17 protein-coding genes are annotated in these 17,565 nt (G+C 75.0%); 5 read left to right on the forward strand and 12 right to left on the reverse strand.

All coding sequences use genetic code 11. The annotated features are described in order from the left end of the window. Positions 1–8: 8 nt before the first annotated feature. A complete protein-coding gene (locus KDL28_RS10795; RefSeq protein WP_252437368.1) occupies positions 9–911 on the forward strand; it encodes a VOC family protein in 903 nt (300 codons plus the stop codon). After that, positions 908–1,678, forward strand: coding sequence for an SDR family NAD(P)-dependent oxidoreductase (locus KDL28_RS10800; protein WP_252437370.1), 771 nt, complete (start codon positions 908–910; stop codon positions 1,676–1,678). Before KDL28_RS10795 ends, KDL28_RS10800 begins: the two co-directional genes overlap by 4 nt. A gap of 18 nt (positions 1,679–1,696) precedes the next feature. Here the strand turns inward: KDL28_RS10800 and KDL28_RS10805 are convergent, their stop codons facing one another. From KDL28_RS10805 to pgfA, 3 genes are read right to left on the reverse strand one after another with little or no spacing between them, the layout of a single operon-like run. Further along, complete coding sequence (locus tag KDL28_RS10805; RefSeq protein ID WP_252437371.1) at positions 1,697–3,205, reverse strand: FAD-dependent oxidoreductase; 1,509 nt, start codon at positions 3,203–3,205, stop codon at positions 1,697–1,699. Positions 3,206–3,220: 15 nt separating this feature from the next. Next, a complete protein-coding gene (locus KDL28_RS10810) occupies positions 3,221–4,021 on the reverse strand; it encodes an SDR family oxidoreductase (RefSeq protein WP_252437373.1) in 801 nt (266 codons plus the stop codon). Positions 4,022–4,066: 45 nt separating this feature from the next. After that, positions 4,067–5,056 (reverse strand): cell envelope lipid trafficking protein PgfA, encoded by a 990-nt coding sequence (gene pgfA, locus KDL28_RS10815; protein WP_252437374.1) that lies wholly within the window; start codon positions 5,054–5,056, stop codon positions 4,067–4,069. Positions 5,057–5,324: 268 nt separating this feature from the next. Between pgfA and KDL28_RS10820 the strand changes: the two genes are divergently transcribed. Both KDL28_RS10820 and KDL28_RS10825 read left to right on the forward strand, forming a co-directional pair. Further along, positions 5,325–5,492, forward strand: coding sequence for a hypothetical protein (locus tag KDL28_RS10820; protein WP_252437375.1), 168 nt, complete (start codon positions 5,325–5,327; stop codon positions 5,490–5,492). A gap of 43 nt (positions 5,493–5,535) precedes the next feature. Continuing rightward, positions 5,536–6,204, forward strand: coding sequence for a TetR/AcrR family transcriptional regulator (locus tag KDL28_RS10825; protein WP_252437377.1), 669 nt, complete (start codon positions 5,536–5,538; stop codon positions 6,202–6,204). 55 nt (positions 6,205–6,259) lie between these two features. On the opposite strand, the gene KDL28_RS10830 is transcribed toward KDL28_RS10825, so the two are convergent. The 9 genes from KDL28_RS10830 to KDL28_RS10870 form a co-directional block, all read right to left on the reverse strand. After that, the gene (locus KDL28_RS10830; RefSeq protein WP_252437379.1) at positions 6,260–6,565 is read right to left on the reverse strand and encodes a hypothetical protein; all 306 of its coding nucleotides are present in this window, start codon (positions 6,563–6,565) and stop codon (positions 6,260–6,262) included. A 204-nt stretch (positions 6,566–6,769) separates the two neighbouring features. After that, a complete protein-coding gene (locus tag KDL28_RS10835) occupies positions 6,770–7,201 on the reverse strand; it encodes a hypothetical protein (protein ID WP_252437381.1) in 432 nt (143 codons plus the stop codon). A gap of 453 nt (positions 7,202–7,654) precedes the next feature. Continuing rightward, positions 7,655–10,012, reverse strand: a complete 2,358-nt coding sequence (locus KDL28_RS41090) for a DUF6777 domain-containing protein (protein WP_305882196.1) — start codon at positions 10,010–10,012, stop codon at positions 7,655–7,657. A 514-nt stretch (positions 10,013–10,526) separates the two neighbouring features. Further along, positions 10,527–11,579 carry a hypothetical protein gene (locus KDL28_RS10845; protein ID WP_252437383.1) on the reverse strand — a complete coding sequence of 351 codons (1,053 nt, stop codon included), beginning with the start codon at positions 11,577–11,579 and terminating at the stop codon, positions 10,527–10,529. Between the two features lie 15 nt (positions 11,580–11,594). Continuing rightward, positions 11,595–12,089: a MarR family winged helix-turn-helix transcriptional regulator gene (locus KDL28_RS10850; RefSeq protein ID WP_252437387.1), complete on the reverse strand. Its 495-nt coding sequence runs from the start codon at positions 12,087–12,089 to the stop codon at positions 11,595–11,597. A gap of 30 nt (positions 12,090–12,119) precedes the next feature. After that, positions 12,120–13,325: an MFS transporter gene (locus KDL28_RS10855; protein WP_252437740.1), complete on the reverse strand. Its 1,206-nt coding sequence runs from the start codon at positions 13,323–13,325 to the stop codon at positions 12,120–12,122. A 12-nt stretch (positions 13,326–13,337) separates the two neighbouring features. Beyond that, positions 13,338–14,540, reverse strand: coding sequence for an FAD-dependent monooxygenase (locus tag KDL28_RS10860; RefSeq protein WP_252437388.1), 1,203 nt, complete (start codon positions 14,538–14,540; stop codon positions 13,338–13,340). After that, positions 14,537–15,103, reverse strand: coding sequence for a TetR/AcrR family transcriptional regulator (locus KDL28_RS10865; RefSeq protein ID WP_252437391.1), 567 nt, complete (start codon positions 15,101–15,103; stop codon positions 14,537–14,539). Before KDL28_RS10865 ends, KDL28_RS10860 begins: the two co-directional genes overlap by 4 nt. Before the next feature lie 90 nt (positions 15,104–15,193). Continuing rightward, on the reverse strand, positions 15,194–15,706 hold the full coding sequence (locus KDL28_RS10870) for a nuclear transport factor 2 family protein (protein WP_252437392.1): 513 nt from the start codon (positions 15,704–15,706) through the stop codon (positions 15,194–15,196). A 196-nt stretch (positions 15,707–15,902) separates the two neighbouring features. On the opposite strand from KDL28_RS10870, the gene KDL28_RS10875 reads away from it, so the two are divergent. Then, positions 15,903–17,423, forward strand: coding sequence for a CYTH and CHAD domain-containing protein (locus KDL28_RS10875; RefSeq protein WP_252437394.1), 1,521 nt, complete (start codon positions 15,903–15,905; stop codon positions 17,421–17,423). The last annotated feature ends 142 nt before the right edge of the window (positions 17,424–17,565 follow it).

Raw genomic sequence — 17,565 nt, forward strand, 5'->3', positions numbered from 1 at the left:
GTCGAGCGATGAGCGGCGACGTCCGGGCACTCGGGTACGTCCGGGTGCGCGCCACCGACATGACCGCCTGGAAGGAGTTCGCCGGCGAGGTCATCGGCTTCGCGCTCGGCGAGGGCCCCGAGGAGGGGGCGCTCTACCTCCGGATCGACGAGCGGCCGGCGCGGCTGGTGATCCTGCCCGGCGACGAGGACCGGGTCGAGGCCGTCGGCTGGGAGGTCGGCGACCGGGCCGCGCTGGCCCGGGTGCACGCCGCGGTCGAGGGCGCCGGGCTCGCGGCCAAGGCGCTGACCACCGAGGAGACCGGCGTCCGGCGCATCGAGGCCGGGTTCGCGTTCGAGGCGCCCGGCGCCACCCCGACCGAGGTCTTCCACGGCGCCGCGCTGGACCACTCCCCGCTGGCCACACCGTTCGGCAACCGGTTCGTCGCAGGGGAGCTCGGCCTGGGCCACGTCGTCGTCCCGGTCGACGACATCGACGGCGCGTTCGACTTCTACACCGACACCCTCGGCTTCCGCAGCCGCGGCGCGTTCCGGCTGCCCGCCCCGCCGGAGTACGGGCCGATCCGGCTGCGGTTCATGGGCGTCAACCCCCGCCACCACAGCCTGGCGATCATGCCCTCGCCCGGGCTGAAGCCGCCGGCGCTGGTCCACATCATGGTCGAGTGCGAGACGCTCGACGAGGTCGGCCGGGCGCTCGACCGGCTGACGGCCAAGCGCTACCACCTGTCGTCGTCGCTGGGGCGCCACACCAACGACAAGATGGTGTCGTTCTACGTGCGCACCCCCGGCGGCTGGGACCTGGAGGTCGGCTGCGACGGCGCCCTCGTCGACGACGAGCACTACTCGGCCGAGGAGATCACCGCCGACAGCTACTGGGGGCACCGCTGGGACTTCGCGGGCAGGCAGGTGTGAGCGGCAGGCTCGACGGGCGCCGGGTCCTGGTCACCGGCGCCGCGTCCGGGATCGGGCGGGCCTGCGTGCTGCGCCTGCTCGACGAGGGCGCCACCGTCTGCGGTGCCGACGTCGCCGAGGCCGGGCTGAAGGAGACCGCCGAGCTCGCCGCGGCGGCCGGGGCCGGCGACCGGCTGAGCACCGAGCAGCTCGACGTGTCCGACGAGGCGGCGGTGGCGGCCACGACCGCGGCGGTGCTCACCCGGTCGGGCGGGCTCGACGCGCTGGTCAACGCAGCCGGCATCCTGCGCACCGGGCACACCCACGAGTTCGGGCTCGACAGCTGGGAGCGGATCATCGCGGTCAACCTGACCGGGACGTTCCTCACCACCCGGGCCGCGCTGCCCGCCCTGCTCGACGCCCGCGGTGTGGTGGTCAACTTCAGCTCGACGTCGGCCGCTTTCGGGCACCCGTACATGGCGGCCTACGCGGCGAGCAAGGGCGGGATCGACGCCTTCACCCACGCGCTCGCCGTCGAGTACGCCAAGCAGGGGCTGCGGGCGGTCGCCCTGCAGCCGGGCAGCATCGACAGCGGCATCACCCGCGCCACGGCGGGCGACCTGCCCGCCGACGTCGACTGGGCCCTGTTCGGCCGGCTGATGCCGCTGCTCGGGCGGGGCATGGCCGACCCGGGCGTGGTCGCCTCGGTGGTGGCCATGCTCGTCTCCGACGACGGCCGCTTCATCACCGGCACCGGCATCCGCATCGACGGCGGCACGCACGCCTGACTCGCGCCTGCGCGGAGCTCAGCCGGCCCCGTCGCGGGCCGCGGCCCGCCCGGCCCGACGGCCGAAGAAACCGCCCTCGCCCAGGGAGATCCCGCTGGCGTAGCCGCCCGCCGAGAGGCCCGCGGCGACCCGGCCCGCGGCACGCAGCCCCGGGATCGGCGCGGAGTCGACGTCGAGCACCGCGCCGTCGACGTCGGTGCGCAGCCCGCCGAGCGGGAAGCCCGCGGTGTGGCCCCGCACGTCGAACAGGCCCCACGGGGCGCGCAGCGGGCGGACCCAGCGGGCGGCCTTGTGGTGCACCGGGTCCTCGCCGCGCTCGGCGTGGCGGTTGTAGAGCGCCAGGGTGGCGGCCAGCGCGCCGCACGGGATGCCGGACTCGCGCTCCAGCTGGTCGACGTCGTCGCCGACCCACGTCGGTCGCGGCGGGATCAGGAACGCCAGCGGGCCGGCGTCGGCCCGGGCCGCGTCCACCGCCTCCTCGTCGGCGAGCACGAAGCCCTGGCTGCCGTGGTGGGACAGCAGCGCGTGCCCGATCCGCCCGGGGTAGGTGTCCTCGTTGATCACCCGGCGGCCCAGGGCGTCGACGACGATGCCGCGCGCCATCAGGCCGGGATCGGCGAGCAGCGCGGCCTCGCAGGCGTGCAGGTGCGCGACGTCGGCGCCGACGGCCTGGGCGGCGCGCAGGCCCTGGCCGTCGTGCTGCTCGACGGCCGCGCCCGGGCGCCCGACCAGCAGCGGCACGTGCCGGGCCACCATCGCGGGGTCGTAGGCGAAGCTACCGGTGGCCAGCACCACCGCCCGCCGGGCGCGAACGGCGATCTCCGCGCCGTAGTGGCGGGCCACCACGCCGCCCACCCGCCCGTCGGGCTCCACGACGAGCGCCTCGAACCGGGTGTCGTAGCGCACCCGCACCCCCCGGGCCTCGGCCGTGGCGACCAGCGGGCGCATCAGCATCCAGCCGCCGCCGCGCTCGCCGGTGCGCTTGTCGGCCATCCGCGGCAGGTGCCCGCGCGGGGCGGGCGGGACCAGCTCGGCGAACGGGTGGGCGTTCTCCCCGCCGGAGTACATCAGGCCCTGGTCGGCGTCGGGCTCCCAGCCGGGCCGGTCGAAGAAGGCGGCGCGGAAGGGCACCCCGCAGTCGACCAGCCAGTCGAAGTGCTCGACGCTGCGCTCGGCGTAGAGCGCGAGCTTGTCGGCGTCCGCCCCGGCGCCCATCGCGGCGCTCAGGTACGCGTGCATGGCCTCCGGGGTGTCGGTGAACCCGCAGGCCCGCTGCAGCGCGGTGCCGCCGCCGAGGTAGATGAACCCGCCGGCCATCGCGGCCGCGCCGCCCCAGCCCCCGGTGTGCTCGAGCACCAGCACGTCGGCGCCGTGCGCGGCGGCCTCGGCGGCCGCGCTCGCCCCGGCCACCCCGTACCCGACGACCACCACGTCGGCCTCGCCGTCCCATGGGCCGACCTCGGCGCGGCGCCGGGGTCGGGCCGGGCGCCCGCGGCCGGGCCCCTGGTCAGCGCCACGGCCGGGCACGGGGGGCCTCCCGGTTCACGGCGCCCCGGTCAGGTCGGGGAGGCCGAGGTCGAGGTTGGGCTGGTCGAGGCCGCCGTCGACCTCCAGCACCTTGCCGGTCACGTACCGGCCGGCCGGCGAGGCGAGGTAGAGCACGGCGGCGGCGACGTCCTCGGCGTCGCCGATGACGCCGAGCGGGGTGCCCGCCTCCATCCGGGCCCGGGTGGCCTCGTCGGACAGCACGAGCTCCAGCGCCGATGTGCGCACCGAACCGACCGCGACGGCGTTGACCCGGATCGCCGGGCACAGGTCGCGGGCGGCGAGGCGGGTGTAGTGCGCGAGCGCGGCCTTGGCCGTGCCGTAGGCGAGGTAGCCGCGCCCGGCGACCCGCCCCATCACCGAGCTGATGGAGACCACGGCCCCGCCGCCGGCATCGAGCATGGCCGGCACCGCGGCCCGCACCAGCTCGTGGGCGGTGGTGACGTTGAAGTGGAACGCCTTCTCGAGGTAGCCGGCGTCGGTGTCGAGCAGCGCCTTCGGGAAGGTGCCCCCGACGTTGTTGACCACGATGTCGAGCCGGCCCAGGCGCGTGGTCGCGGTCGTGGCCAGCGCGGCCACCGCGTCGAGGTCGCGCAGGTCGGCGGGCACCACCACCGCCCGCCTGCCCAGCGCCTCGACCCGCGCCGCCACCTGCGCCAGCTCCGACGCGGTGCGGGCCGACAGGACGACGTCGGCGCCCGCTTCGGCCAGCGCGAGCGCGGTCGCGGCGCCGATGCCGCGGCCGGCGCCGGTGACGATCGCGACGCGGTCGCGGACGGAGAACCGGTCGAGGATCACGCGCGCTCCTGTCGTGTCGCGGGGTCGCCCGCGGTCGGGCTCCGGTCAGCCGCGCTGCGCGGCCCGCGGCTCGGCGTCGACCCGGGGGAACCGCACCGTCGCCGGGTCGGGCCGGCCGGTGCGCCGCACCAGCAGGAACACCCCGCCCGCCAGCAGGACCAGCCCCACGACGCCGAGCACGATCGGGAGGGTCGTGGTGAGCAGGATGATCAGGGCGCGGCCGTCGCGGGCGAGCGCGGCGTTGGAGGCGACGGCCTCCGGGGTGAAGCTGAGCGTGCCGGCGAGCAGGGTGACGCCCTCCTCGCCGTCCGGGCCGCGGAACACCTGCCGGATGTCCTCCTGGCCGTTGACGATGCTGCCGACCGTCGGCTCGATCCAGAGCGTGCGGGTGTTGCTGTAGACCGCATCGGCCTCGACGGTCGTGCCCTCCTCGCCGCCGGCGAGCTCGCCGGGCAGCTCCCGGGTCATGGTGACCGTCTCCGGGATCGTCTCCTCGAAGCGGTAGACCTCCAGGCCCTCGATCTCCTCGACGCCGACGAAACGCGCCGGGAACGCGGCCTTCGCGTTGGGGTCGAAGAATTCGTAGTCGCGCTGCTCGGTGCCGAAGGGGAAGCTGAACACCTGGCCCGCGTACGTGACCCGGTTGTCGCCGTTGAGCCGCGCGGACGCGCACGGGGACACCGCGAGCCCGGTGCGCCGGTCGAGGCAGGACGTCATCTCGGTCACCCCGATCAGCACCCCCTCGCTGTCGGTCACCACGTTGCCGACGGTCCAGACGGCGGTGTCCGGGCCGGCCTCCGGCGCGGCCGGGTCGCCCGCGAGTTTGCGGACCGAGGTGGCGGTGACGCCGCTGCGCTGCTCCAGGTCGCCGGGGTAGAAGACGGTCAGGCCGTGGCCGATGGCCGTGGACCGGACCTTCTGGTCGAGCGGGAGCTTGACCAGCGCGGGCGCGAGGAACGCCGGCAGCGCGATGGCGACCGTCAGCGCCAGGGCCCCGACCACCAGCAGCGCCAGTGCCGCTATCCGTGCGCGCATGCTCCCGACCTTTCCGATGAAATGATCAGCCGCTTTCGCCGAGCCTACCGGCGGGTCACGTTACAGATCGTAAGTGGCCGCCAATAGCCCTCATCCCACTCACCGGAACGCGGCAGCGCAATCGGGCTCCGACATTCGGAACCTCGTTCTCCTCGCTTCCGTTCCGCTTCCAGGGAATCCGTTGTAGAATGGCTTTCGGAAACCACCGGCATTCGTCGCGCGCCGCGTACCGCCGCCCTGCCGCCACCCGACGAGATGGAGCACCGCCATGAACGCCGCGCCCGCCCGGGGCAGTCTGCTGATCAGTGCCGTCACCGCGGTCGCCCTCGGCGTCGCCATCGGGGTGGCCGGGGTGTTCACCGTGGCCGCGGTGGCAGGCCAGGCGCCGGAGGCCCAGGCGACGACGGTCGAGGTGCTCGAGTACGGCACCCGCTGAGCCGCGGGGCCCAGCCACCGCCCGCCCGCCCGAGGACGGCGGGGTGAGCAGCGCGGAGCCGGCCCGGCTGGACGGCCGCCTCAGCGGGCGGGTGCCGCGCGCCGTGCGCGAGCGGCAGCTCCTCGACATCGCCGAGAAGCTCTTCGTCCGCCACGGCTACGATGGCACCTCCATCGAGGACGTCGCCCGCGCCGCCGGCGTCACCCGGCCCGTCGTCTACGAGCACCACGGCGACAAGGACGGCCTGTTCGTCGCCTGCGTGCGGCGCGCCCGCCGGGAGTTCGAGCAGGCGCTGGCCACCGCGACGGCCGGGGCGGCGGACGCCGACGTACCCGCCCTGCTCGGGCAGGGCGCCGAGCTGTTCTTCGCCCGCCTGCAGCGAGATCCCCGCCGCTGCGCGCTGCTGCTGACCACGGGCTCGGGACCGCTGGGCGAGCGGCTGGCCGACCTGCGCGACGGCACGGTCGACCGGGTCGCGGCGCTGATCGCCGTGCACGCGCCCGAGCTCACCGACCCGGCGGTGCGCGCCGCCGCGGCCCGGGTCGTCGTCGGCGCCGCCGAGGAGCTCGCCCGGTGGTGGCTGCGCAGTCCCGACGTCCCGCGCGAGCGCGTCGTCGAGCACTTCCGCACCTTCGTCACCCCCGGCCTGCTCGCGGCCATCGGCGCCGCCCGCGCGCCCGGTCCCCCTCGTGCACGATCAGCCCGCGGATGACGTGCCCGGCGGGTGATCAGGCTCGCGGTGGTCGAGCACGTCGTGGGCCGCGGGGTCAGTCGCGGACCAGGCGTAGCCGCGGCGCCGGAACGGCGGCGTCCGTCGCGGCGAGGCCCAGCGCGAGGAACCGGAGCACCTCCCACAGCGCCCAGCGGTGGTCCTCGGGCGGGCTGTCGCGGTCCAGGTAGAGCACCTTCACCGGCCCGGTGGTGTCCAGTCGGGCGACCACGTCCGGCATCGGGGTGAACACGACGTGGATCGCGCTCCCCAGGCCGGCGATGAGCGCCCGCACGTCGGCGCTGGTCGTCGCACCGGTGACGGCCGCGCCGGGGAGAGCGGCGATCGGGTTCCGCGATGGCACCGCGCGCTTCCTTCCGGTCGGGATGCGCGCGGAACCGGGGCCGCCGAGGTCCGCGCGACGTGCAGCACTCTGCGACAGGACCGGTCACCGAGAGCCGGTGACCGGGGCGAAGCGGTACACGATCTGTACCGCTCCACGCGTCGCGGATGTTCCACTCCCGGTCGAACACCGCCTGATCGAGTCGGGCGCACGGCGGGAAGGTGACTACACGTCAGCTTCTCGGCGGGCGGCTGGGCCGTCCGGGTCCTGCCGGGACGGCGCGGATTCCTTCGGCCATTCCAGGGTCACGCCGCCGACCTCCTCGTGAACGGGACCCGCGGCCGTCCCGGCGACCGCGGCGCGGATCAGCCCCAGGATGGCCTCGCGCATCGGGTCGGACAGCCGCTCCGTGCCCGCGGGAAGCTGGTTCGCGAAATCGCCCGCCTGCGCGGTCACGGGCAGGCCGACCGCCCGGGCCGCGGCGAGGACGACCGAGGTGACGTCGATCTGCAGCACCTGCGCGATGACCGTCAACGACTCCGGGTTCGGGAACTTGTGCTGCACGTCCGCGGACCCCAGCTGCTGCCACCGGCCACGGGTCAACGCCCGCCCGGACTCCCGTTCCAGGTCGGCGTAGGACCATCCGCGCTCGGTCATGCGCGAGCGGATGAGCTGCCGCAGTGTCGGGCCGGAGCCACCCCCGCCGCTCGGACCCGTCACACCCCACGCCTCGCTGTCCGTGGTCGGGGGTGGCGCACCCCGACCGGATGTCGCCGACCCGCGAATCGCCGGCAGCTTACCGGCCGCCGGGAGGCGCCCCGGCCCCGATGCCGGGATCGCGCCGCGGCCGACCGCGCCGGGCGTGGTCGGCGCGCCGGTCGGGTGCACAGCGCAGTGGCCCCGACCTCCGGTGCGGAGGGCGGGGCCACTGCGGGCATGTGCTCCCGCGCCGCCGCGCTCGGGTCGCTTCGTGCGGAGCCGCCGTCTCGAGGTCGAGGTCGGCGGACCCGTTCGCGATTCCTACCGGTCGTCGTCGGTGGAGGCGGTCGTCTCCTCCTCCGTCGATGCCGTGTCCTCGTCATCGTCCGGAATCGTGTCTCCGGAGTCGTGTCAGAGTTCCTCGGCGGAGACGGGCTCCTGGTCCTCGGTGGACGGGGTCGTCCCGTCCTCGGTCGGGACCGTCGCCTCGTCCTCGATCGGGAGAGCCGTGTCGTCCTCGATCTCGACGACCGTCTCGGCCGACTCCGGTGATTCGGCCGGAGCCTCATCCGAAGCCGGAGCCTCATCCGAAGCCGGAGCCTCATCCGAGACCGGAGCCTCATCCGAGACCGGAGCCTCATCCGAGACCGGAGCCTCATCCGAGACCGGAGCCTCATCCGAGACCGGAGCCTCATCCGAGACCGGAGCCTCATCCGAGACCGGAGCCTCATCCGAAGCCGGAACCTCATCCGAGACCGGAACCTCATCCGAAGCCGGAACCTCATCCGAAGCCGGAACCTCATCCGAAGCCGGAACCTCATCCGAAGCCGGAACCTCATCCGAAGCCGGAACCTCATCCGAAGCCGGAACCTCATCCGAAGCCGGAACCTCATCCGAAGCCGGAACCTCGACCGGAGCCTCGACCAGAGCAGGTGCCTCGACCGGAGCCGCGACGCGAGCCGCGGCGGCAGGCGGCGGCGAGTACGGGTTCGGGGCCTGGTCGGACAGCGTCACGGTGTCCTCGCCCTCGCCGGGGTCGATGGTGTCCTCTCCCGGGCCACCGGTGAGGGTGTCGTTGCCGGCGCCCCCGCTGATGTCGTCGTCGTAGACCGTGCCGGTGATGGTGTCGTTGCCGTCGCCGCCGGTGATCGTCTTGCCACCGGTCGCGTTGGTGCAGTCGATGGTGTCGTTGGCGGACGTACCCGTGACCGTCGTGGCGGTCTGGGTGACTCCCACACTCACCACGCAGGCGACATATGCAGGCTCACCGGGATCGGTGCCGTCACCGGGATCGGTGCCATCACCGGGATCGGTGCCATCACCGGGATCGGTGCCATCACCGGGATCGGTGCCATCACCGGGGTCAGTGCCATCACCGGGATCGGTGCCATCACCGGGATCGGTGCCATCACCGGGATCGGTGCCATCACCGGGATCGGTGCCATCACCGGGATCGGTGCCATCACCGGGATCGGTGCCATCACCGGGATCGGTGCCATCACCGGGGTCAGTGCCATCACCGGGATCGGTGCCGTCACCGGGGTCAGTGCCATCACCAGGATCGGTGCCATCACCGTCACCGGGATCGGTGCCGTCGCCCGGGTCGGTGCCGTCACCGGGATCGGTGCCGTCGCCCGGGTCGGTGCCGTCACCGGGATCGGTGCCGTCGCCCGGGTCGGTGCCGTCACCGGGATCGGTGCCGTCGCCCGGGTCGGTGCCGTCGTCGGGATCGGTGCCGCCGTCTCCGCCGCCACCAGTGCCGCCATCGCCGCCGCCGCCAGTGCCGCCATCGCCGCCGCCGTCTCCGCCGCCGCCAGTGCCGCCATCGCCGCCGCCGTCTCCGCCGCCGCCAGTGCCGCCATCGCCGCCGCCGTCACCGCCAGTGCCGCCATCGCCGCCGCCGTCTCCGCCGCCGCCAGTGCCGCCATCGCCGCCGCCGTCTCCGCCGCCGCCAGTGCCGTCACCGCCGCCGCCGTCTCCGCCGCCGCCAGTGCCGCCGCCGCCGCCGTTGCCGTCGCCGTGGCCGCCGTCGCCATCGCCATCGCCATCGCCGTGGCCGCTGCCGTCGTAGCCGCTGTCGGAGTCCGTGTCCTTCTCGCCGCCGGAACCGGCCGGCCGGTCCAGCGCGTCGTCCGTCGGGGTCACGATGGTGAACTCGTCGACCGGCGCGTGCGCCGGGGTGATGACGGTGACGTGGTCGGCCGAGAGGCCTGACCACACCTTGCCCGAGTAGGTGATCGCCGCACCCGGGTCGGCCGGTGATGCCAGCGGGTTGCCGCAGTAGCAGCGCACCTGGGGCACACCGAACCGGTCCACCATCACGGCGGTGCCCGCCTGCAGCACGGCCTGGAACGACGTGGCGCGTCCGCCGGCGAAACCGTGGTTGGTCACCGCGGTGTCGGTGCGGAGCGTGACCGGGGTCAGGTCGGCGACGTAGGTCGCGATGTCGGCCGTCGCGATGCCCTCGACGCCGGCGAACGCGGTGGCGAGTTCGGCGTTCCCCTGCAGGAACGCCACCATCGCCGCCCGGTCGCAGGTGTCCTGGTTCGTGCCGCCGTAGAGGCCCAGGGCGTCTCCGGAGACCGGGCCACCGGTCTGCGCCGTCGATACCTCGATGGGCGCGACCGCGACCATCAGGGCGAACGGATCGGTTCCTCGCTCGGTGGCGGGCTCGGCGTGCACCGACACGGCCGAGGGGGCCGACGCCTCGGGTGGGGGTTCGGACGACCACGCCGCGGTGCTGACGTAGCCGAAGATCAGGCTGGCCACTGCAGCAGTGGTCGCCGTTCTTCCATACATGGGGTTCCTTCTTCGCTGACCCGTGTCAGCACGTGGCATTGCCGTGTCGTGGCGGAGAGCAGAGGCGGGGAGCCGATCGGGTGTCGGTGCGAGCCCTGCGGACCGGTCACCCCGCGTAGCGGGGCGCCGCGCACACCGCGACACGTCAAGGCGAACCGGGGTGACTCCAGCTCGGGTTTCGCGGGACGCGCGGTGTGTCGATTCGGCGGGCGGGCCGCCGACGGGATTCGTCGCGCGGCGATGGCCTGGGATCGGATGACCGATCCCCCGCTCGTACGTCTGATGCGTACTCACCGAGTGTGCGCCCTCGACCACCGATCGTCAAGTATCAGTATTAGCTTTGGCAAGTAACGCTTGTCGGCGACACCGCGCGGCACGCCCGCGCCGGCTGCCCGGCCGACGACCGCGCACACCCAGCCCCCACCGCGCACACGCCCTGACGTGTGCGCGGTGGCCACGCGGTGCGCGCGGTCCCCGGGTCCCGCTACGACGGACGGGAGGGGCTCTCGTCCGGCTCGAGCGGGCCGGTTCGCGGCGCCGCGGCGGACGGGGCCGCCGTCGTCCGGCGCAGGCGGGCGAGGTGCAGCCCGAGCCAGATCAGCAGCGCCACCACGCCCACCAGCAAGTACTCGATCGCCGGGATGCGGACCACCTCGTCGAGGCGGGTGAGCCCGCGGACGGAGTACACCGCCAGCACCGCGCCGAGGTAGACCGCCGCGAAGATCCAGCGGGTCGGGCGGCCGAGCCCGAGGCCGTGCATCTGGGAGAGCGCGAAGACGCCGAGGAAGCCGAACAGGAACATCGGCCACTGCCCGCCCGGGCCGGAGTTCATCACCGCCACCAGCGTGCCGTGCACGGCGACCAGCAGCTCCAGGCTCACCGTCCACCAGCGGTTCGTGTGCGCGCGGGTCATGAACAGGCTGCCCTGCAGGAGCAGCAGGAACGTGTAGAAGAAGCCGATGAGGTGCCCGGAGGTGGCCTCCATGGGGTGGTACCAGAACGTGTAGACGACCGCCCAGCTGAACAGGTACCCGTGGTAGCGCCGGGCGAAGGACACGACCTGCGCCCCCAGCGGGGCCGGGCGCCCCAGGATCAGGCCCCGCCTGCGGTTCTCCATCAGCAGCACGACCACCAGCAGCAGCACCACCGAGCCCTGCGAGCTGAAGATCGACACGTCCTGGGCGAGGCCGTCGTAGAACACCTGGGTCTGCACCCCGTGCAGGAGCACGAAGCCGGCGTTGGCGGCCAGCGCGACCACGTTCACCGGGTGCAGGCCGTCGGTGTAGCGGCGCACGCGGGTCTGGGCGTAGTGGATGAGACCCCAGGACACCACCTGGTGGGCGGCGTAGCCCAGCCACGCCGAGGCCCGCGTCCACGCGGTCGGCTCGGGCAGCTGCCAGTAGTACCAGGACGCGCCCTGGTCGGGGAGCAGCGCCACGGACAGCGCCTGGCCCGCCCACCACACCGCCCCGGTCAGCAGGGCGCAGAGCAGCACGCCCCACACGAGGACGGGGGGCGCGGCACGTCGGTTCGGCACGCGCGCAGGGTACTTTTACTCAGCCTGCTGAGCAATTTGCTCCGGTTCCGCCCGCTCCAGCGCGACGACCAGCCCGATCAGCTGCTCGCGGAAGTGCTCGTAGTCGGCCAGCGACCCCAGCAGCGCCTCGGACTCGCGCTCCGCGCGCCGCAGCGCGGCGAGCACGCCCGCACCGGGCTCGGTGAGCTCGATGACGACCCGCCTGCGGTCCAGCTCGTCGGGTCGCCTGCTGACGTAGCCTGCGCGGGCCAGGCGGTCGATCGTGCGGCTCATCGTCTGCTCGGCGACCCGGCACTGCGCGGCCAGCGGGCGCTGGGCCAGCGGGCCCGCCACGAGGTGGTGCAGGGCGATCAGGCCTGCGTGGGTCAGCCCGTGCCCGGCCAGCGCCTCGTCGAACCGGCGCTCCAGGACCCGCGCCGCCACCGACAGGAGCCGACCGGTCGGCCACGACCCCACGTCGGCCCGGACCTCGGCGGAGCGTGCCGCGATCTCCCGCTCGTCCCCCTCCACGCCACCAGGATCCCGCACGCGTGGCGGTCGTCAGCCCGTCGGGGGCGTCATGCCCTTCCGCGGGGACGGCAGCGGCAGCAGCGCCAGGAACGCGGCCAGCCCGCACGCGCCCGCGGCCGCGATCGCCCACCGGTACCCGCCGGTGGCGTCCACCAGCACGCCGGCCAGCGGCGGTCCGATGAACGCGCCGATCCCGGCGCCGGTGTAGACCAGGCCCACCAGCCCGCCCAGGCCCCGCACGCCGAACAGCTCCGCGAGCACCGTCGGCTGCAGCGCGATCCAGCCGCCGTAGCCCGAGCCCAGCACGATCGCGAACGCCAGCAGTCCCGGCCAGGACGCGCCGGCCAGCCAGATCGCGAAGCTGGCCCCCAGGACGGCGAAGCAGGCCTGGAAGGTGCGCACGCGCCCGGCCCGGTCGGCCAGCGCCCCGATGACCAGGCGCCCCACCACGCTCGCCACCCCGACCACGCCGATCAGCGCGGCCGCCGCGACCGGCGCGATCCCGGCCGCCATCGCCGACGCCGGCAGGAAGACCAGGGCGATGAACAGCGCGACCGAGCCCAGCAGCGTGGCGGCGTACATCGAGCGGAACTCCGCGGTGCGCACCACCTCGCGCAGCGCCCGCGGCTGCTCCCCCACCGGCTCCGGCGGCCTGCGCACCACGAACGCCACGACCACCAGCAGCGACGCCCCACCGACGCCGAGCACGACGTGGGCCCACCGCCACCCGTGCTCGGCGATCAGGGCGGCCGCGAGCGGCGCCCCGGCCAGCGTGCCCACCCCGATGCCGGCCACGGCGATGCCGACGGCCAGCGCCCTGCGCCGGTCGAACCACGCGCTGACGACCGCGACCATCGGCACGTAGCCGCAGGCGACGGCGATCCCGACGCCGAGGCCGTAGGCCAGGTAGCCGACCCACAGCTGCTGGGCCGCGGAGGTCACCAGCAGCCCGACCGCCATGGCGGCGGCCCCGACGAGCAGCACCGGACGCGGCCCGAACCGGTCGACCGCCCGGCCGCTGACCGAGCCGAGCAGGAACCAGCAGCAGGCGGTGATCGAGAAGACGAGCGAGGTGGCCCCGCTGCCGGTGCCGAACTCCTCGGCCATCGGCGCGAAGAACGCCCCGAAGCTGTAGGCCACCCCGAACACCGCGGCCATGGAGACGAAGGCGGCGCCGACGCTGACCCACGCCGCGGTGGACTCGAGCACGACCTCGGGGCGGGTGCGGCGCCGCATCACCGCCCGAGCCTACGTGCGGACCCCCGTCGCGCTCGCCGTCCGATCGGCCAGTACCGCGTCGAGGTCGACCGGGGAGCCCGCGGCGACGCCGACCACCACGCGGTTCACCACGGGCAGCACGGCCAGTCGCAGCGCCATCCGCCGGACCAGCAGCTGCCCGGGAGTCTCCGGCAGGAACCAGCGCATCCCGCGCCGCGCGGACCGCTGGACCGCGGTCACCACCGGGCGCCACCTGGCCTCGTACTCGGCCAGCCCGTCGGCCACCGACCGCGTCGCGTCGAGCCGGTCCGCCAGCACGGAGGCGCCGGCCACGGCCAGCGAGGCGCCCTGGCCGGCCAGCAGCGAGACGGCGTGCGCCGCGTCGCCGACCAGGACGACCCGCCGACCCCGCCAGCGCGCCGCCTCGACCTGGACGACCTCGTCGTAGTACACCCGCTCCCCCGGCGGGCAGAGCTCGAGCACCCGCGGGACGACCCAGCCCAGCCCGCCGTACTCGGCGCGGAGCGCGGCGCGCGGGTCGGCCGGTTGCCCGTCGGTGCTGCGGTGCACGGTGAAGACCGCCACCCGGCCGTCGCGCAGGCCGTAGGCCCCCACCATGCGGTTCGCGGTGTCGGTGACGCAGAACCGCCCGCGCAGCGCGGCGTGGACCCGCGGCTCGTCGACGGTGAAGGCCGCGGTGTGGAACCCGAGGCGGCGCACGACCCCCCGGTCGGGTCCGACGACCTGACGGCGCACGACCGAGCGGGTGCCGTCGGCGCCGACGACCAGGTCGGCCTCGACGGCCGCGCCGTCGTCGAGCACGACGCGGGCGCCGTCCTCGTCGTCGTCGACGGTGACGACGGTGGCGCCGTAGCGCAGGTCGACCCGGTCGGGCAGGTGCTCGGCGAGGGCGGCCTCCAGGTCGGGGCGCATGATGCTGATCAGGTCGCCGCCCCGGGAGGCGGCGAACCGGGCGAACGGCAGCCCGGCGCGACGCCGTCCCGCGGCGTCGAGGTAGGCCACCTCCCGGACCTGGTAGCCGCGCTCCCGCAGCAGCGGCAGCAGGCCCGTCGCCGCGGCGGCCTGGTGGCCCGGCCCGAAGAAGTCGATCATATATCCCTGCGGCCGCGGGCCGGGGGCACGCTCCAGCACGACCACCTCGTCGCCGCGGGCGGCGAACCGACCGGCGGCGGCCAACCCCGCGATCCCGGCCCCGCACACCACGACCTTCATCGCCGTCCTCCCAGCAGGCGCTCCAGCACGGGGCGGGCGGACCCGCCGGTCAGCGACGGGTCCAGCCCCCGGTGCAGCAGCAGCCCGTCGACCGCGGCGGCCAGCACGGCCGCCGTGCGCTCGGGCTCGGCCGTGCCGCACCGCTCGAGCCACCGGGTCGTCCGCTCCCGGAACGCGACGACGATGCCCCTGACCTCGCCGCCGAGCGCGGCGTCCCGCCCGGCGGCGAGGTAGGTCTCCAGGAACACCAGCGACGCCGGGTCGGTGCCGGTGTGCGCGTCCAGCGCCCCGAGCAGCAGCCGCATCCCCTCGTCGGCGCCGGCGGCCCGGTCCATCGGCTCGGCGGCCTGCTCGACGACGGCGCGCATCAGGCCCAGCGCCGCCTCCCGCAGCAGCGCCTCGACGGAGGTGAAGTGGTAGTGCACCAGACCCTGCCCCACGCCCGCCCGCTCGGCCACCGCGCGGGTCGTCACCGCCCGCCAGCCGCGTTCGGCGATCAACTCGACCGCCGCGCGGCGCAACCGGTGGCGCACCTGCTCGCCCTTCTCCGCCGTCGTCGCCATCCCACACTCCTGGTCGTTCGCCTTGGGCACCCGCCCAATAACGAGCGTACGCGGCGACCCGGCCGGTGTCGACGGCCGCGGCGGGTCAGCTCACGGCGACGCCCGCCGGTACGACGGGTCGGTGCGGTCCCGGGCCCCCACCTGCCAGCCCTCGGCGACGCCGTCCCGCCCGCCCGCCACCGGGTCGGTCCGCTCGGAGTCGTGCACCACGACCCGGTCGACGATGCGCCACTCGCCCCCGCGCCTCTCCAGCCGGTCGACGTAGCGCAGGTTGAGGACGTAGTCGCCGGCCGGTGCGCCCGCCGAGGCCGGGATCCGGTGGTAGGCGCGGGTGTAGGACTCCATCCAGGCCCGGTCGCCGTCGATCTCCACCAGTTGGTTGCCGATGAAGTGCGTGGTCGAGGCGAGCAGGGGCAGCAGCTCGGCGAGCCGGCCGACGAACTCCTCCACCCCGCCCCGGAACGAGCCGTGGTCGTCCACGGCGCCGGGGTGGTAGCAGGACCGCAGCAGGTCCCAGTCCATCCGGTCGACGGCCCGGCAGTACCGGACGTGCACCCGCTTGATCGCCGCCTCGTCGACCAGGTGCCGCAGCTCGTCGCCCACCCGACCACCCCCGCCCCGGCGACGCCGCCGGCCCGCCCGATCCCGTGAGCGCACCGTGCCCGCCGCGGGCGGCCCCGGCAACGGGCCGTCCCACCTGGCGGGCCGGCGCCCACCCGCGCGCGGCGGGCGTGTTCGTCCGCCGTCGACCTGGCGGACACCGGGCGGGATCGGGTACGCAGGACCGGTGGTGACCACTATGCGCGAGACCGAACGGAAGTACGAGCTCGACGAGGGCGCCCAGCTCCCCGACTGGTCCGACGTCCCCGGCGTGCACCGCACCACCGAGCCTGAGGAACACCTCCTGGAGGCGGTCTACTTCGACACCGCCGGGCTCGACCTGGCCGCCGCCGGGATCACGCTGCGCCGCCGCCGCGGGGGCGCCGACCGCGGCTGGCACCTCAAGCTCCCCGCCGGCCCCGACAGCCGCGACGAGATCCGGGTCGGCTTCACCCGCGGCGAGGCCCGCCGGACCAACCCGACCCCCCCCGCCCAGCTCGTCGCGCTGGCCCGGGCCTTCACCCGCGGCCGGGAGCTGCTGGCCGTCGCCGAGCTCACCACGGTCCGCCGGCAGTGGCGGCTCACCGACGACGAGGGCCGCGACCTGGTCGAGGTCGTCGACGACCGGGTCACCGCCCGCGCGCTCGGCGACACCATCGAGTCGTCCACGTGGCGCGAGGCCGAGGTCGAGCTGGCCGAGCACGGCGACGCGGCGCTGCTCGACCAGCTCGAACGGCGGCTGCGCGAGGCGGGGGTGCGCCGCTCGAAGGCCCCGTCCAAGCTCGCCCGCGTGCTGGGCGGGCGCATCCCGGCCGCCGCGCGCCCGCCCCGCCTGCGCGGCCGGTCGACCCTGGGCGAGGTCGCCCTGGCCTACCTGCACGAGCAGGGCACCGCGATCCGCACCCGCGACCCGGCCGTGCGCCGCGAGCTGCCCGACGCCGTGCACCAGATGCGCGTGGCCACCCGGCGCATGCGCAGCGTCCTGCATGCCTACGGCCGGGTCGTCGACCGCGACCGGACGCGCGAGCTGGCCGGGGAGCTCAAGTGGCTGGCCGCCGTGCTCGGTGCGGCCCGCGACCTGGAGGTCCTCGAGGCGCGGATCACCGACGCGCTCGACGGGGTGCCCGACGAGCTCGTCCTCGGCCCGGTGCGCGCCCACCTGACGCGCTACTTCACCGGCCGCCGCGCCGCCGCCCACGACGAGCTGGTCGCCGCCCTGGACGGCGAGCGCTACCTGGCCCTGCTCGCGGCCGTCGACACCCTGCTGGCCGACCCACCGCTGACCCGCGCCGCGGCCGAGCCCGCGCGTGAGCACCTCGGCAGGCTCATCCGGCGCAACCACCGCCGCGTCGCCGACCACGTCCGGACCGCGGAGGGGCTCCCCCTCGGCCCGGAGCGCGACGTCGAGCTGCACGAGGCCCGCAAGGCCGCCAAGCGCCTGCGCTACGCCACCGAGGCCGCCGAACCCGTCCTCGGCAAGCGGGCCCGCACCCTGATCAGCCGCACCAAGGACGTCCAGGAGCTGCTCGGCGACCACCAGGACGCGATCGTCGCGCTGCCGGTGCTGCGCGAGCTGGGCGCCCAGGCCCACGGCGAGGGCGCCAACGGCTTCACCTTCGGCCTGCTCCACGAGCGGGAGCACTCCCACCTGCCCGACGGCGCGCTCGGCGAGGCGTGGACGCGGCTCGACGACGCCGTCCGCGCCGCCGCGGCGACGTAGTCGGCACGGCTCGCGCCACGGTCACCGCGCGTGCACCGGATCCGCCGGACCAGGGTCGCACGTCACCGCCGAGGATCTTGACAGCCGATTACCTGCTGGTAGGTTCTGCGGTGGTACTAGAACTGAATTTCAGTATCACGGC

It is taken from the genome of Pseudonocardia humida (assembly GCF_023898865.1).
Taxonomy (GTDB): Bacteria; Actinomycetota; Actinomycetes; order Mycobacteriales; family Pseudonocardiaceae; genus Pseudonocardia; species Pseudonocardia humida.

What these genes read in the sequence shown, in the direction of transcription:
- KDL28_RS10875 (WP_252437394.1), top strand. Translation starts at nt 15,903, where the DNA reads ATGCGCGAGACCGAACGGAAGTACGAGCTCGACGAGGGCGCCCAGCTC.
- KDL28_RS10820 (WP_252437375.1), top strand. Translation starts at nt 5,325, where the DNA reads ATGAACGCCGCGCCCGCCCGGGGCAGTCTGCTGATCAGTGCCGTCACC.
- KDL28_RS10865 (WP_252437391.1), bottom strand. Translation starts at nt 15,103, where the DNA reads ATGGCGACGACGGCGGAGAAGGGCGAGCAGGTGCGCCACCGGTTGCGC.
- KDL28_RS10835 (WP_252437381.1), bottom strand. Translation starts at nt 7,201, where the DNA reads ATGACCGAGCGCGGATGGTCCTACGCCGACCTGGAACGGGAGTCCGGG.
- pgfA (WP_252437374.1), bottom strand. Translation starts at nt 5,056, where the DNA reads ATGCGCGCACGGATAGCGGCACTGGCGCTGCTGGTGGTCGGGGCCCTG.
- KDL28_RS10855 (WP_252437740.1), bottom strand. Translation starts at nt 13,325, where the DNA reads ATGCGGCGCCGCACCCGCCCCGAGGTCGTGCTCGAGTCCACCGCGGCG.
- KDL28_RS10795 (WP_252437368.1), top strand. Translation starts at nt 9, where the DNA reads ATGAGCGGCGACGTCCGGGCACTCGGGTACGTCCGGGTGCGCGCCACC.
- KDL28_RS10860 (WP_252437388.1), bottom strand. Translation starts at nt 14,540, where the DNA reads ATGAAGGTCGTGGTGTGCGGGGCCGGGATCGCGGGGTTGGCCGCCGCC.